The sequence below is a fragment of the Pedococcus sp. P2_A3 genome, assembly GCF_056405035.1.
In genome coordinates this window covers 187,871-202,302 of the sequence record NZ_JBFUCW010000005.1, presented here as the reverse complement: position 1 = coordinate 202,302, position 14,432 = coordinate 187,871, and the positions used below count along the sequence as shown (strand labels likewise).

Annotated in this window: 15 protein-coding genes; 8 read left to right on the top strand and 7 right to left on the bottom strand. The window is 68.2% G+C overall.

Going from position 1 to position 14,432, the window contains the following annotated elements; translation table 11 throughout:
* Window positions 1–35: 35 nt before the first annotated feature.
* Together AC1DX8_RS06270 and AC1DX8_RS06265 are read right to left on the bottom strand one after the other, a co-directional pair.
* Entirely contained in the window at window positions 36–1,331 is a 1,296-nt protein-coding gene (locus AC1DX8_RS06270) for an ABC transporter substrate-binding protein (RefSeq protein ID WP_477629055.1), read from the bottom strand.
* Between the two features lie 116 nt (window positions 1,332–1,447).
* On the bottom strand, window positions 1,448–2,314 hold the full coding sequence (locus AC1DX8_RS06265) for an ATP-grasp domain-containing protein (RefSeq protein WP_477629054.1): 867 nt from the start codon (window positions 2,312–2,314) through the stop codon (window positions 1,448–1,450).
* 131 nt (window positions 2,315–2,445) lie between these two features.
* On the opposite strand from AC1DX8_RS06265, the gene AC1DX8_RS06260 reads away from it, so the two are divergent.
* Both AC1DX8_RS06260 and AC1DX8_RS06255 read left to right on the top strand, forming a co-directional pair.
* The gene (locus AC1DX8_RS06260; RefSeq protein ID WP_477629053.1) at window positions 2,446–3,285 is read left to right on the top strand and encodes a DUF4097 family beta strand repeat-containing protein; all 840 of its coding nucleotides are present in this window, start codon (window positions 2,446–2,448) and stop codon (window positions 3,283–3,285) included.
* Complete coding sequence (locus tag AC1DX8_RS06255) at window positions 3,282–3,887, top strand: PadR family transcriptional regulator (protein ID WP_477629052.1); 606 nt, start codon at window positions 3,282–3,284, stop codon at window positions 3,885–3,887. The genes AC1DX8_RS06260 and AC1DX8_RS06255 overlap by 4 nt, the downstream gene beginning before the upstream one ends.
* Before the next feature lie 30 nt (window positions 3,888–3,917).
* On the opposite strand, the gene AC1DX8_RS06250 is transcribed toward AC1DX8_RS06255, so the two are convergent.
* Window positions 3,918–4,394, bottom strand: a complete 477-nt coding sequence (locus AC1DX8_RS06250) for an RDD family protein (RefSeq protein ID WP_477629051.1) — start codon at window positions 4,392–4,394, stop codon at window positions 3,918–3,920.
* Window positions 4,395–4,526: 132 nt separating this feature from the next.
* Here AC1DX8_RS06250 and glnA point away from each other — a divergent pair, with 132 nt between their 5' ends.
* From glnA to AC1DX8_RS06230, 4 genes are all read left to right on the top strand, one after another.
* On the top strand, window positions 4,527–5,951 hold the full coding sequence (glnA, locus tag AC1DX8_RS06245; RefSeq protein WP_477629050.1) for a type I glutamate--ammonia ligase: 1,425 nt from the start codon (window positions 4,527–4,529) through the stop codon (window positions 5,949–5,951).
* A 219-nt stretch (window positions 5,952–6,170) separates the two neighbouring features.
* Window positions 6,171–8,135 (top strand): hypothetical protein, encoded by a 1,965-nt coding sequence (locus AC1DX8_RS06240; protein WP_477629049.1) that lies wholly within the window; start codon window positions 6,171–6,173, stop codon window positions 8,133–8,135.
* Window positions 8,132–9,217, top strand: a complete 1,086-nt coding sequence (locus AC1DX8_RS06235) for a glycosyltransferase family 2 protein (RefSeq protein WP_477629048.1) — start codon at window positions 8,132–8,134, stop codon at window positions 9,215–9,217. Before AC1DX8_RS06240 ends, AC1DX8_RS06235 begins: the two co-directional genes overlap by 4 nt.
* Window positions 9,218–9,260: 43 nt before the next feature.
* A complete protein-coding gene (locus AC1DX8_RS06230) occupies window positions 9,261–9,680 on the top strand; it encodes an acyltransferase (RefSeq protein WP_477629047.1) in 420 nt (139 codons plus the stop codon).
* 14 nt (window positions 9,681–9,694) lie between these two features.
* Here AC1DX8_RS06230 and AC1DX8_RS06225 read toward each other — a convergent pair whose 3' ends face one another.
* Window positions 9,695–10,900, bottom strand: a complete 1,206-nt coding sequence (locus AC1DX8_RS06225; protein WP_477629046.1) for a DegT/DnrJ/EryC1/StrS family aminotransferase — start codon at window positions 10,898–10,900, stop codon at window positions 9,695–9,697.
* 43 nt (window positions 10,901–10,943) lie between these two features.
* On the opposite strand from AC1DX8_RS06225, the gene AC1DX8_RS06220 reads away from it, so the two are divergent.
* Window positions 10,944–11,426 carry a GtrA domain-containing protein gene (locus AC1DX8_RS06220; protein ID WP_477629045.1) on the top strand — a complete coding sequence of 161 codons (483 nt, stop codon included), beginning with the start codon at window positions 10,944–10,946 and terminating at the stop codon, window positions 11,424–11,426.
* A gap of 124 nt (window positions 11,427–11,550) precedes the next feature.
* Window positions 11,551–12,552: a dTDP-glucose 4,6-dehydratase gene (locus tag AC1DX8_RS06215; protein ID WP_477629044.1), complete on the top strand. Its 1,002-nt coding sequence runs from the start codon at window positions 11,551–11,553 to the stop codon at window positions 12,550–12,552.
* 118 nt (window positions 12,553–12,670) lie between these two features.
* Here AC1DX8_RS06215 and AC1DX8_RS06210 read toward each other — a convergent pair whose 3' ends face one another.
* The 3 genes from AC1DX8_RS06210 to AC1DX8_RS06200 are packed head-to-tail and all read right to left on the bottom strand — an operon-like array spanning window position 12,671 to window position 14,360.
* Entirely contained in the window at window positions 12,671–12,931 is a 261-nt protein-coding gene (locus AC1DX8_RS06210; protein WP_477629043.1) for a hypothetical protein, read from the bottom strand.
* The gene (locus AC1DX8_RS06205) at window positions 12,928–13,674 is read right to left on the bottom strand and encodes a DUF2306 domain-containing protein (RefSeq protein WP_477629042.1); all 747 of its coding nucleotides are present in this window, start codon (window positions 13,672–13,674) and stop codon (window positions 12,928–12,930) included. Before AC1DX8_RS06205 ends, AC1DX8_RS06210 begins: the two co-directional genes overlap by 4 nt.
* Complete coding sequence (locus AC1DX8_RS06200; protein WP_477629041.1) at window positions 13,671–14,360, bottom strand: hypothetical protein; 690 nt, start codon at window positions 14,358–14,360, stop codon at window positions 13,671–13,673. The genes AC1DX8_RS06205 and AC1DX8_RS06200 overlap by 4 nt, the downstream gene beginning before the upstream one ends.
* Window positions 14,361–14,432: the final 72 nt, after the last annotated feature.

Genomic DNA, 14,432 nt, shown 5'->3' with positions numbered 1-14,432 from the left:
CCCGACCGCAGCTGGGTGTGCCGCGGAGGTCGCGACTACTTCGCGGCCTTCTGTGCGGCAGCGATCGCCTCGGTCCAACCCGCAGCCGCGGTGCGTTGCCCGCCTTCGACCGCGCGCAGGGTGTTCTCCACGGCGTCGCGGACCGGCTGGTTCTTGGCGCCGAGGTAGACCGGCTTCAGGTTGGCGGCACCGGCGACGAACAGCTCACCGACGGGCGCGTTGTTGAAGTACTCGTTCTTGGCGTCCTTGAGGGCTGCCTCGGTGTACAGCTTGGGGTTGGACGGCAGGTTTCCAGCCGCCTTGAACGCCGCGAGCTGGCTCTCGCCGGTCGTGAGGAACTTGGCCAGCTCGACGGCCTCCTTCTGGTGCTTGCTCTGGGTCGGGACGCCGAGCCAGGAGCCGCCCCAGTTGCCGCCGCCGCCGGGGATCGTGGTGATGTCCCACTTCCCGGAGTTCTCGGCGCCGGCCTGGTCCTTGATGTAGCCAGTCATCCACGCGGGGCAGGCGAGGGTGGCGAACGACCCGTTCTTGAAGCCGGCGTTCCACTCGGGCGAGAACGCCTTGAGCTTCGCCGAGAGGCCGGTGTCGACCATCTTCAGGGACTCGTCCCAGGCCGACTTCACCGCAGGGTTGCTGTCGATGACGAGCTTGTCGCTGCGGTCGAAGTAGGTGTGGTCGCCGGACTGCATGAGGATCGAGTTGTAGGTGTTCGTGGCGCTGTCGACGAAGTGGGACTTCGGGTCCTTGATCCCCGCCTGGTACTTCTGGCCGGTGGCGATGTACTCGTCCCAGGTGGGCCACAGCTTGCCGACCTCGACGCGGTCGGTGGGCAGGCCGGCCTTCTCGAACAGGTCCTTGCGGTAGCACATGGCCAGGCCGCCCACGTCGGTGCCGAGGCCGATGGTCGTCGTGCCGTCCGCGGTCGTAGCGTTCGCGTACTTCCAGGGCAGCCAGTTGTCCTTCAGCTCGTTGCTGCCGTACTTCTGCAGGTTCACGAACTTGTCCGCGCTCTGCAGGAAGTTGACGACCTGCCCCTCCTCGATCGCCACGACGTCGCCGGCGCCGGAGCCGGCTGCGATCCGCTGGATGAGCTGGGTGTTGTACTTGCCGAGGTCGCCCTCGGCGGTCTCGACGACCGTGATGTTCGGGTGGTCCTTCATGTACTGCTTGTAGAGGTCCGTGTAGCCGAACTTGCCGAACGTGCTCACCCGCAGCGTGACCTTCTCGCCGGATGAGGTGGCGCCGCCGGTGGCGCCGCCGCAGGCGGCGGTGAGGGCGGCCGTAGCGATCATTGCGGCTGCGGGAACCAGCCAGCGAGAGCGTGAGTGCACCGTTGCACCTTTCGTCGGGCTCCCTCGTGGGAGCGCTCCCGAACAGAGTGGGACCGAGGCGGTCGTCGGGTCAAGACGTCCGTGGGAGCGTTCTCATTTCGTAATCATTCCGTGACCTAGGTCGAGCCGGTGGGCTCCACCGTCGCCGCGACAGCTGCCGCGAAGCGCTGCACCGCACCGGGTGCCATGCGCAGGAACAGGTCGGGTTCGATCAGCTCCAGCTCCATCAGCGTGGGCTGACCGTCGACGTCGATGAGGTCGACCCGGGCGTAGACGAGGGCCTCGGGCGCGCAGTCGATCGCCCTCCCGGCCACGCCGAGCTCTGCCTCGGTCGGTGCGTGCACCTCCTCCGACCCACCGTGCAGCGCCTGCACCCGGTAGTCGCCGGGCTTGGGCACCTTGCGGACGGCATGGGACAGCTCGTCGCCGAAGAAGAACAGCGACACCTCCCCCGCCTCGACCCCCGCGGCATACGGTTGGACGATCGCGTCGCCCACGGCGACGAGCGCCCGCAGGTGGGCACCCGCCTCGGCGGAGCCGGCCGGCGCCTTGAGGGCGCCCCTCGCACCTCCGTCGACCGCAGGCTTGATGACCACCTCGCCCCACCCGGTCGCCACCATCCGTGCAACCGGGTCCGCCGCTCCTTCCTCGAGGGCGAGGGTGGGCAGCACGGGTATGCCGGCCTCCCCCAGCTCGAGCAGGTACCCCTTGTGGGAGTTCCAGCGAATCACTCTGGGGCTGTTGATGATCCGAGACACGGAGTCGACGTGGTCAACCCACTGGAGGTACTCGTCGAGACGGTCGAAGTAGTCCCAGGTCGAGCGGATCACCACCAGGTCGAACGAGCTCCAGTCGACACTCGGGTCGTGCCAGACGACGACCTCGGCCTCGTGTGCGAGTGACCGGAGCTCAGCGGCGACCTGCAGGGGCTCCGGGTCGTCGTACGCGGGGTCGGACCAGGTGCAGAGGGCGATGCGGCTCACGGCGCCCAGTGTGGCAGGGCGGTCGCGAGCGGGGCTTGCGCGACGCGGCATACGCGATATAGCGTGAATCTCGACAACGCGATATAGCGTGACTCCAAGGGTCACGGTCGGACACAGCGAGAGGACACCCCATGAGCGAGGAATGGTCGATCGACACCCCCCGGGTGCTCGACATCGGCGGCGACGGCGAGCAGGTGCGCCGCCTCAGCGTCGCCGTCGTAGGCGGCCGGGTCGACGTGGTCACCCACACCGACTCCCCCACCGCACGCGTCGAGATCGCGCAGGTCGAGGGCATGCCGGTCAAGGTCACCTGGGACGGGTCGAAGCTCAAGATCACCCACGGGGTCGACTCCACGCGCATCCTCGACAAGGTGCGCCAGGCCTTCGAGGGGCTCGAGCGCAACAGGGTCGCCCTGAGCATCTCGATCCCCGAGGACGCCGAGACGTCCGTGAGCACGGTGAGCGCGAGCGGGTTGCTGGCCGGCATGCGCGCCGGGGCCAGGGCCAACACGGTCTCGGGGTCGATCACCATCGACGACGTGGTCGGTGACGTGGACATCAACACCGTCAGCGGCGAGGTCGAGTGCGGCAACGTGCGCGGACGCCTCACGGTGCACTCCGTCTCCGGCGCGGTGACCGCCCAGAAAAGCGACGTGCCCGAGGTCAGCATCAGCACGGTCAGTGGGGACGTCGCCCTCGACCTGCTCAACAGCACCGCCTCGATCAAGTCGACCTCCGTCTCCGGAGACGTCACGGTGCGGGCTCCGCACGGTGGCTACGACGTGACCGCCAACACCGCCTCGGGGCAGGTCGTCATCGACGGGCGCGCCATCCACAAGCACTCCTACACCTCGGGCAACCGGCTCACCGACGGTGACGGCAGCCTGCGCGTGAAGGCCAACGCGGTCTCCGGCAACGTGGTGGTGCTCAAGGCCACCGCCCCAGCGCGCCCGGACGAGGCGTCCGCATGAGTCCGGTGTTCGCCCACGGCCAGCTGCGGCTCTACCTGCTGGCCCTGCTCAACGAGGGACCGCGCCACGGTTACGAGGTCATCCAGGACCTCGAGCACCGGTTCAACGGTCTCTACTCCCCCAGCGCCGGCACGGTGTACCCGCGGCTGGCGAAGCTGGAGGAGGAGGGTCTGGTCGAGCGGTCCGACGAGGGGCGCAAGGCGATCTACCGGATCACGGAGGCCGGCCGCCAGGAAGTGCGTGACCGGCAGGACGAGTTGTCCAGCCTGGAGTCGGACCTCGACCTGTCGGTGCGCGAGCTCGCGGAGCAGGTGCGCTCCCGCGTCCGGGGCCAGACCAAGGACCTGCGGGCCGAGCTCAGGGCGGCCGCACAGGAGGCCCGTCGCACGGCGACGCCCGTCGGCGGGCAGGAGCCCTGGAACGGCTGGAAGGGCAGCGACCCCAGCGCGATCCGCGACCTCGAACAGGCGGTCGCCGAGCTGCGCTCCGAGGCCCGCACCGCCTGGAAGCGGCACGGCCTGACCAGTGAGCAGAGCCGCGAGATCATCGACATCCTCACCGAGGCGAGCGGCCGGATCCGCGACGTCTTCACCCGGCGCTGAGCTGCCCTTCCCCTCCCCCGACGGGTGGGGTCAGGTGCGGACGATGAGGGTGCCGGCCGCCCTGTCGTGCAGGCTGCGGCCGTCCTTGTCCCAGAACATCGCGGGCAGGAACAGGCACAGCAGGACGGTGCGCACCAGCACCTGGAAGGGCCTGGCCCGCTGGCCGTCCAACGAGAGGACGCGCAGACCGACGATCCGGTGACCGAGGGTGTAGCCGGCCGTCCCCACGAGCACGAGGTGCTCCAGCGCGAACAGGCCCAGCAGGATGAGGGTGTCGTTGCCCGACGCCACGCCGGCGAACGGGAGCGGGACGTCGTACAGCGCTGCCGCGATCAGCTGGCAGGCGGTCCAGTCGATGAGGACGCCGACCAGGCGGCGCCCGAAGCGAGCCATCGAACCTCGCCCGCTGCGCGGCATACCGAAGCGCTCCCCGGGGTATGCCGATGGGGCGCCTGAGCGCGAACCCGGGCCCTCGAGCCAGGACCCGATGTCCTTGCGGTCGACCACGGCGCCAGCCTCTCACGTCGTAACACCCGTGAAACATTCGGGTCATGGCCGAGAAATCCCCACCCGTTAGGGTCGATGGCGACACCAGTTGAGCCATGGGCGGTTTCGCCCGCCCCACCACAGGAGGTTGGTTTGTTCAGCAATGCTGACGAGGTCCTGAAGTTCATCAAGGACGAGGACGTCATCTTCGTCGACGTGCGGTTCTGTGACCTGCCCGGCGTGATGCAGCACTTCAACGTGCCGGCCAAGAGCCTCGACGCGGACTTCTTCAAGGAAGGCCAGATGTTCGACGGATCGTCGATCCGCGGCTTCCAGGCGATCCACGAGTCCGACATGAAGCTGGTGCCGGACCCCACGAGCGCGTACCTCGACCCGTTCCGCAAGGAAAAGACGCTCATCCTCAACTTCTCCATCGTCGACCCGTTCACCGGCGAGGAGTACTCCCGCGACCCGCGCAACATCGCGGCCAAGGCGGAGGCGTATCTCAAGTCGACCGGCATCGCCGACACCGCGTACTTCGGTGCCGAGGCCGAGTTCTACGTCTTCGACGACGTGCGCTTCGAGACCAAGCAGAACGCCAGCTACTACTTCATCGACTCCATCGAGGCCGCGTGGAACACCGGTCGCGAGGAGGAGGGTGGCAACAAGGGCTACAAGACGCGCTACAAGGGTGGGTACTTCCCCGTGCCCCCCGTCGACCACTTCGCCGACATGCGCGACGAGATGACCCTGGCCCTCGAGGAGGCCGGCCTCACGGTCGAGCGCGCCCACCACGAGGTCGGCACGGCCGGTCAGCAGGAGATCAACTACCGCTTCAACACGCTGAAGCAGGCTGCTGACGACGTGCTGAAGTTCAAGTACATCATCAAGAACGTGGCGTGGAAGGGCGACAAGACGGTCACCTTCATGCCGAAGCCGATCTTCGGTGACAACGGCTCGGGCATGCACTCGCACCAGTCGCTCTGGAAGGACGGCGAACCGCTGTTCTACGACGAGCGTGGCTACGGCGGCCTGTCCGACATCGCCCGCTGGTACATCGGTGGCCTGCTCAAGCACGCCCCGGCGCTGCTGGCGTTCACCAACCCGACGGTGAACTCCTACCACCGCCTGGTGCCCGGCTACGAGGCCCCGGTCAACCTGGTCTACTCGGCCCGCAACCGCTCGGCGTGCATCCGCATCCCGATCACCGGTGACAACCCGAAGGCCAAGCGCGTCGAGTTCCGCGTGCCGGACCCGTCGGCCAACCCCTACCTCGCGTTCTCGGCGATGCTGATGGCCGGCCTGGACGGGATCAAGAACCGCACCGAGCCGCCGGAGCCCGTGGACAAGGACCTCTACGAGCTGCCCCCGGAGGAGCACGACGCCATCGCGCAGGTCCCCGGTTCGCTCCCCGAGGTGCTCGACGCCCTCGAGGCCGACCACGAGTTCCTGCTCGAGGGTGACGTGTTCACCAAGGACCTCATCGAGACCTGGATCGAGTGGAAGCGCAAGAACGAGGTCGACCCGATCCGCTTCCGCCCGCACCCGCACGAGTTCGAGATGTACTTCGATATCTGAGCGAGGAACGAGCCAGATATCGAACAAGGACACAGCGATATCTGAGCGAGGAACGAGCCAGACATCGCTCGAGTCCGCCCGCGTTGCCAGCACGACCTGACGGCAGCGCGGGCGGACTCGTCTACGTCTGGCCACAGGCACCGCGTGTCCGACGAGGACCTGGTGCCGCCTGTGTCGGCGCCCTGGCTGAGCCGTCTCGCGGGTTAGCCTAGGAGCGACATGGAGGACTTGATCGAGCCTGGGGGCGACATGGAGGGCTTGACGGCCGAGGGCAGCGCGAGCCTGCCCTCAGACAACCCGGGTCCCATGCCTCCCGCGCCCTTGGTCCCGGGGGCCCGGTCGGCGCTGTCATCGCGCCGGCTGACCTCCGCCCGGCTCCTCTGTCTCGCGACGCTGGCATCGGTGGCGGCAGCCGGTACCTGGGTGGTCGCTGCCGCCCTGACTGCGGGCCACGGGTTCGACTACACCGACGAGGGTCTCTACCTGCTGTCCTATCGCTGGTGGAACACCGAACTTCGCACGTTCACGGACGCGCAGTTCGTCTACGGCCCGATCTTTCAGCTGTTGGGGTACAACATCGCCGGCCTACGACTGTTTCGCCTGCTGACGATCATCGGTGCCAGCGCGGCATTCGGCTGGTCGTTCATGCGCTGGCTGAGGCTCCGGCGCCCGAACGCCGAGGCCACCCACTGGTGGGAGGCGGCCGGAACGGCGGCGATCGTCGCCTGCGGTGGCATGAGCTACAGCTGGCTGCCGCTGAGCCCCGGTTACAACGACGTGTCCCTGCTCGGGGGGCTCCTGGCCGGCGCCGTGGTCCTGAAGATGGCAGCCGACGTGGACCTGGGCCGGACCATCCCGGTCTGGGTGCCCCTGTCGACCGGCCCCCTCGTCTTCGCGATGTTGATCGCGAAATGGGCTTCGTCGGGCCTGACGCTGCTCGTCGCCGCCGTGGTCGCCGTGGTCGTGCTCGCGCCGGCCGGGTTCCGGCAGATCGCTCGGCTTGCCCTACTGGCCCTGGTGAGCCTCGTGATCACCACCGTCGCGGTCCAGCTCTTCCTCGTGCGGTTGGACCAGGCCATCCCCCTGATGTGGTCCACGAACAAGCTGATCGCTGCAGGCTCCAACAGTCCTGCAAGCCTGCTTCTCATGTACCGGCTCTCGGTCGGCCAGCTGATCACCCGTACGGTCCAGGCTCACTGGCTGCTCCTCGGCATCACGCTCATCACGGTCCTACCCCGAGGCAGCAGGGGTTCCCGGGTCGCCGCGGTGCTGGTCGTCGGGGCCACGGCGTTCTCGTTCTGGATCCTGCTTGCCGGGGGCGCGCTCACCGGCGGGACGGTCAACCTCAGTCGCTACAGCGTGGGACTGACCCTGGTCCTGGCGATCACCCTCATCGTCGCGCTGCGGACGCTGCTCGACTGGCGCCGCCCCCTCGGCCCGGCGTCGTCGCTGCGACATGAGGGCTTGCGCGGCACGGCCATGGTCGTCCTGCTCCTCGCCCTCCCGATCACCCAGGCCGCCGGGACCGGCAACCCGATCTACTACATGGCGTTCAACTGTTTTCCTCCCTGCGCGGCCGTGATCATCCTCGTCCTCACCGGGATCGAGGGCGCCCCACGCGTGGCGCGCGGCCTCACGGCGGTGGCCGCCGCTGGGGCGGTCATGTTGTCGGCGTCCATCGGCACGAGTGGCCTGTTGGTCCATCCCTACCGGACGGCCAAGCCGAGCACATCGACCGCTACCGCCTCCGGGGTGCCGGCGCTGAGCTCAGTCAGCTTGGCACCCGAAACCGCCGCGGACTACAGCCAGCTCGCCCGTGAGGTCGGGCCGTACCTCAAGCCAGGCGGTGGGACGTACATGATGGGCTTCGACGGGCTTCCCGGGATCATCTTCGCGCTCGACGGCAGATCCGTGGGCGAAGGGTGGTACTCCAAGGGCGACAGGCCTCGCGCTGCGGCAGGGATCCGGGCCGAGTGTCCCGGCGGGAAGGGCCCCTGGGGGTCCCGGCCACCCATCTTGCTGTTCAGTCGGCCAGTCTCCCGCTCCGAGATTCGCGCGCTGAAGAGCTGCGGGCTAACGTTCTACCGCGACTACCGGCAGCTGGGCACCGTGTCAGAGACGATGGGATTGACGGTCTACGTGGGCACAGCCGAGCTTGCCGCACACGGAAAGAGCACGTCATGACCCCAGCCTCGGCAGGTGCCGACCAGGCCGAACAGAGCCCCCCGCTCGTCTCGGTCATCATCCCCGCGCTCGACGAGATCGACAACGTCCCCGGGCTGCTCGCCAGGTTCCGCGAGTTCGCCGTCAGCCACCCCTCCTACAGCTTCGAGCTGGTCCTGGTTGACGACGGCTCGAGTGACGGCACCAGTGATGAGGTCAGGAGTCTGACCCAGGAGCAGGAGCGGGTCACCGTCATCAGCCTGGCCCGCAGCTTTGGGTCCCACTATGCGATTTCGGCCGGCCTGGCCCGATGTCGCGGGGAGTGCGCCGTCGTCTTCGGCGCCGATCTGCAGGAGCCGCCGTCCCTGCTGGCCGAGTTCCTGGCCAACTGGGAGCAGGGCGCGGATGTCGTCTGGGGGGTGCCCCAGGGCCGGGTGGGCAGGTCGGCGTCGCGTGACCTCGCCTCCAAGGCGTTCTCCGGACTCTTCAGCAAGTTCGCCAACCTGGCCAACTACCCCCCGGAAGGACCCTCGGGGGTGCTGCTCGATCGATGCGTCATCGACGAGGTGGCCCGGCTGCCGGAGCGCAACCGGAACGTGCTCGCGCTGATCGCATGGCTGGGGTTCAGGCAGGTCCGGGTCAGCTACGAACAGGTCGACCGGGTCCATGGCACCAGTCGGTGGACCCGCCGGAAGATGGTCAAGCTGGCCGTGGACTCGATGATCCAGTTCTCTTCGATGCCCCTGAGGCTGTGTACTGCTCTGGGACTCTGCATCGCATCAGGGGGCCTGCTCTACGCCCTGGTGCTGGTGATTCGCGACTTGTCCGGGGTCAGCACCCCGAACGGGTGGCCGACCGTGGCAGTGATCGTCCTGTTGCTCGGTGGCACCCAGCTGACCGTCATCGGCGTGATGGGAGAGTATCTCTGGCGCGCGGTCGAAGAGACCCGAAGTCGACCGCTGTATGTCGTCCGCGACGTCTGGGGTTCCACCCCCGCCTCCGAGACGGCTCGGGGGAGCCTGCCCCGCCACGGCCGCCGCGCCGGATCCCCCTCCACTCACGAGGGCGCGTCCCAGCTCCCCCATGCGACCCTGAGTCACTGAGCGCATGCCGGGTGGCCAACCTCCGGAAGCCAGCGGAGCCGAGATGACGTCCGTCCCCACGAATCCGTACAACCCGCTGGCTTGGTTCGTCGGGGAACCCACCATTGGGGAGGGTACGTGGATCGGTCCCTTCTGCCTCATCGACGGGTCAGGCGGTCTGGTGATCGGGCGCGCGTGCAACATCTCGGCGGGCGTCCACATCTACACCCACTCCACCGCGAAACGCTGCGTGACGGACCGCAAGGTGGCACTGGAGCGGTCACCCGTCAGCATCGGTCACTCCACGTTCATCGGCGCGAACGCGGTGGTCCAGATGGGTGTCACCATCGGAGACCACTGCATTGTCGGTGCCGGAGCCGTGGTCTCCGTCGACCTGCCCGACTTCAGTGTTGCGGTAGGGGTGCCGGCCCGGGTGGTGGGCACGGTGGACGCGACCACCGGAAGGATCACCTACTCGAAGTGACGGGCTCGAGGGCCCTACCCGGTAGCCACAGCATCGGCGTCCCACTCCGCCTGCCCTGCCACGATGGACGCAAGAATCTGCACGACGAGCTCCTGTTGCTCGTCGGTGAGGCCGACGTACATCGGGAGAGCAAGATGACGCTCGAAAAGGCGCTGCGACGACGGACAGCTGGCAGGATCCGGACCGTAGACCGGTTGGAGGTGCATCGCATAGGTCCCGATGTTGCTCCCGACCCCACGCGCCCGCAGCGCGATGGCGATGGCGTCGCGATTGAGCGGCTCGGTGACCGTCACGGCATACGTCTGCCAGGCCGACAGGCGGTCTGACGGAACAACCGGGGCCTCGATCCCCGGTACCTCGCTCAGCAACTCGCCGTAGCGCACAGCCAGTGTCCGACGGCGGTCCAGGAAGGCCTCGAGCTTGCCCAGCTGCACCACCCCCACGGCGGCCAACACGTCGGAGAGCTTGTAGTTGTAGCCGATCTCGGCAAACGTCGGCAGCGCCAGGGTCCCGGCGGACTGCCGGGAAAAGGCACTCTCCATGCCGAAGCACGAGGCTGCCCGCACGCGCGCGGCCAGCTCAGGGTCGTCAGTGGTGATCACGCCCCCCTCACCACAGGTGATGCCCTTGCGCGCATGCAGGGAGAACACCGAAACGTCCCCGAAGCTGCCGCACGGCCGGCCGGAGTACTCGGCACCTGCCGAGCAGGCCGCGTCCTCAACCAGGAAGAGACCGTGACGGTCTGCCATCTCCTGCAGCTCGTCCCAGTCGGCGGGGGTGCCAAGGGCGTCCACGGCCAGGATGCCCCTGGTCCGGGGCGTGATGGCCGCCTCGACCAGCTGGGGATCCATCGTTCCGGTGTCCTCACGCACGTCGATGAAGACCGGTGTGGCGCCACAGTAGAGCACCGCGTGTCCGGTGGCCGGAAAGCTGTAGTCCGCCACCAACACCTCATCGCCGGCCCCCAGCCCCAGGCCGGCGAGTGCGAGATGAAGACCGGCGGTGCAGTTGTTCACAGCGATCGCGTAGGCTCGGCCGGTCAGCTTCTTGAAACCCTCCTCGAGCTTGGCGCCCTGGGGTCCCTGCCCTGCCATCCAGCCGGACTCGAGGACCTCTGCCACCGCTGCCAGCTCGGCCTGGTCGGTCGATGGGCGGCTCAGCGGGATCGGGTGAGCGGAAGCGTCGGGAAACACCGATGCCTTCCGGGGGGTCGGCTGCATGAGCGCCATAATAAGGGCAGGGAGAGACGACGGGAGCGGACTGATGGCAGCACCGACCCGCGGGGCAGGTGAGTACGTCGATGGCCTCCGCCGGGTGGTGACTGGCCGGTTCTCCCGCTACACCACCCTCTCGCTGGTCACGGTGCCGGTCGGGTACGGCCTGCTGTTGTGGGCGCGCAGCATCTGGGACGTCAACGCGGGCCTGCTGAACCTGGTCGTGGGCACGGTGCTCACCCCACCGTCCTTCTGGTTGTACCGCAGGTTCGTCTGGCACGAAGCCACCGGCAAGGGTCTGCTCGCGGAGATGTTCGCGTTCTGGCAGCTGGTCATGGTGGGGGCCCTCGCGTCCGGCGCTTTCATCGCGATCGCCGATGCCTGGTGGGGTGCCAGGGGGCTGGCCCTCGTGGCGGCCGGCTTGCTGGGGCAGGTCGGGCTGTTCATCGGTCGCTACATCTGGCTCGATCGCGTCACCTTCTCCAGCCCCGAGGCGAGATCGAGCCGTCGCCGGCGCGAGCCCGGCCCCTGAGCGACCGCATGGGTCGTCCGGCTGCAGCGCGAGGCCGCTGGGTTCCCACTGATAAGGTCGCACGCGAAATACCCATTGAGACCGGCGCCAATCGGTCCATTCTCCGATGACTGCGGGGTCAGGTGTGCTTAAGCTTCAGGGCAAATCGGTGCTGGTGTCCGGGGGTGCTGGCTTCATCGGCAGCCATCTCGTCGACCGGTTGTTGCTGGAGGAGCCCAGCAAGATCACGGTGGTTGACAACTTCTTCCTCGGACGGGCCGAGAACCTCCAGGACGCTTTTGCCAAGGACACTGACCTCGCGATCCGGCGCCTGGATGCCTCTGACCTGGCTGCCATGCAGGACGTCGTCTCCGAACGTGAGGTGGACGTGGTGTTCGACCTGGCCATCGTCCCGCTGCCAACCTCCCTGGACTACCCGGTCTGGACGGTGGCGACGAACATCGGCATCGCCACCACTTTCTGCGAGCTGGCCCGCCGCGGACTGATCGAAACCCTGGTTCACTGTTCTTCGTCGGAGACCTATGGCACCGCCCGTGGCGTGCCGATGACGGAGGATCATCCGCAGGACGCCATCACGCCTTACGCGGCAAGCAAGTCCGCGGCCGACTCCATCATCACCTCGTATGTCAAGACCTTCGGCATCGACGCGGTGATCGTCAGGCCCTTCAACAACTTCGGCCCCCGACAGAACCCCGGCAGCTACGCAGGCATCATCCCGATCGTCATCCACCGAGTTGCCGCAGGTCTCCCGGTCGAGATCACCGGCGACGGCGAGCAGACGCGCGACTTCATCTACGTGAAAGAGACCGTGGACCTGATCCTGCGGGCGTACGAGGTCGTGGAGTCACGCGGCCTCGTCATCAATGTGGCCACCGGCCTGGAGACCTCGATCAACACGCTGGTTCGCGGGCTCCTGGACGTGCTCGACGCACCGAACCACCCCATCGTCCACACACCGGACCGCCCCGGCGACGTGCGGCGGCACTGCGCGGACGTCTCGCGCGCCAGGAACCTCTTGGGCCTGCACCCGCACCCGCTGTCGAGCACCCAGCTACGTGAGACGATCGACTACTACCTGGGTCAGGACGGTGCAGGGGCGGTACGGCCTCGAGCGTCACTGGTCTGACGGCCCCGGACGGCCCCAGGACGGCCCAGGACGGCCCCAGGACGGCCGTGGTCAGTGGCGACCGTCCGGGTCGAACAGCGTGGCTCGACCTAGCCCCCGAGCGACGGGCCGCCTCCCGTCAGGGGTCCGGGGCAACCTGCGCGTCGGTCGCCGGATGCCGGGACTCCACCCGGATGAGGGTGAGGCCGAGGTCTCGCACCCGTGCCAGCAGGCCGTGCAGCTCGGCCTGGTCGGCGACGTCTCCGGTCAGGGTGGTGGTGCCGTCAGGCTCGTGGGTCAGCGTGAAACCGTTGAACCACGAGCCCCAGTGCGTCCCGAGGTGCCCGTCCACCCGCAGCCGGTAGCCGGTGGGAGATGGTCGGCGGTCCGGCTGCATCACGGCGAACCCACCCGGGCGACCGGACCAGCACTACGACCCTTGGCACTGCGATCCGGCCGACCCGGCCGATCCGGCCGACCCGGCCGACCGGCCCGCGCCCCTCGGCCTCGGCGGATGACCAGCTCCGCGACCACGAGGTTGATCGCCCAGCCGGCCCCGAGACCGAGGTCGGTGGACGGCGCTGCGCTGCCGAGGACGGCATGGGCGACTCCGAGCGTGACGGTCTGGGTGCCGGCACCCAGGGCGAGCGCATAGGCGCGAGTCATCCAGACCCGGTGGGTGGCCACGTCACCACGCCGGATCGCCGCGAAGCCGACGACGATGCTGGCCGCCATGCCCGACCCGGCCGCGAGGCGGAAGACGAAGGCCAGGGCACCGGTGTCTGTCTGGCGGGGGTAGAACACCGTCATCCACAGACCGGAGAACGCCACGGCCAACCCGAGCAGGACCAGCGCGCGACCGGCCGCCCGGTGCCAGCCGGGGCGACGACGACGCAGCCGCGAGGAGAACTGGAAGGCGCCCAGCACGGCATACGGGATGACGCTGAGGATGTGCACCACCACCGGAGCGGGTGAAGCCGCGATGCGCGCGTTGGGCGGCATGACGTGCGGACCGCCGAACACCTCGACGAGGCGCAATGAGCCCGCGACCACGGGTATGCCGCCGAGAGCCACGAGCGCGGAGGGCACCCACCCCGCCGACCTCGTCGACGGGGTGGGTGCCGTGGCGCGGGACGTGGTCACCTGGCGCCGGCCAGGTCGCGACGCGAGCTGTCGGTGGTCGGCACGGGCTGGGCAACCCGGGTGCGGCCCTCGCTGCACAGCGAGCACCCGAGCCCGACCATCGCCACGCCGATGGGGAGCGCGAACAGCCTGAAGTTCACGTCCGGGAAGAAGGGGATCGCGACGGTGGCGACGGTGCCTGCGGAGAGGACGACGGCGGCCCAGCGGGCGAGGATGTTGGCCCGGAAGAGTGCCACGCCGAACAGGAAGCCACCGAGCAGGTAGGTGACCGCGTTCACCATGCTGAGGGGTCTCATCAACCCGAGGTCTCCGACCGCCGGGCCGTCGGTGGCCGCCGCAATCACGTCGGAGACGTACCCGGGCGACGTGTCGGCGATGGTCGGCAGGACGACCAGGCCGATGACCTCGATGCTGAGCATGATCAGGTAGCCGATCGTGAACAGCAGGTAGCCGAGCAGGCCGAGGACGCGCGTCTGCTTGACCTGGCGCAGGTACATCCCGGTGATGCCGGCCAGCGAGAGCACGGCCATCACCACCTTGGCGCCTTGGCGCACCTTCCACTCGGTCGTCGAGATGAACGCGAGGTCGAGCGGTGGGTGCTTGATCTGGACGGCGATGAACAGCGTTCCTGCGACCGCGGCGCAGAGGCCGGCGGCTCGGATGAGCTTGGTGGTGGTGATGGTCATTGCGTGCTCCTGGGTCGAGGTCCTCGGCGCGGCGCCGTGGGGATGACCTGAAGGTAGGAGCGGCGAGGATGA

Bases quoted from the DNA above. Each gene is read 5' to 3' on its own strand.
- AC1DX8_RS06260 (WP_477629053.1), top strand. From the start codon at position 2,446: ATGAGCGAGGAATGGTCGATCGACACCCCCCGGGTGCTCGACATCGGC.
- AC1DX8_RS06255 (WP_477629052.1), top strand. From the start codon at position 3,282: ATGAGTCCGGTGTTCGCCCACGGCCAGCTGCGGCTCTACCTGCTGGCC.
- AC1DX8_RS06240 (WP_477629049.1), top strand. From the start codon at position 6,171: ATGGAGGACTTGATCGAGCCTGGGGGCGACATGGAGGGCTTGACGGCC.
- AC1DX8_RS06235 (WP_477629048.1), top strand. From the start codon at position 8,132: ATGACCCCAGCCTCGGCAGGTGCCGACCAGGCCGAACAGAGCCCCCCG.
- AC1DX8_RS06230 (WP_477629047.1), top strand. From the start codon at position 9,261: ATGACGTCCGTCCCCACGAATCCGTACAACCCGCTGGCTTGGTTCGTC.
- AC1DX8_RS06225 (WP_477629046.1), bottom strand. From the start codon at position 10,900: ATGCAGCCGACCCCCCGGAAGGCATCGGTGTTTCCCGACGCTTCCGCT.
- AC1DX8_RS06220 (WP_477629045.1), top strand. From the start codon at position 10,944: ATGGCAGCACCGACCCGCGGGGCAGGTGAGTACGTCGATGGCCTCCGC.
- AC1DX8_RS06200 (WP_477629041.1), bottom strand. From the start codon at position 14,360: ATGACCATCACCACCACCAAGCTCATCCGAGCCGCCGGCCTCTGCGCC.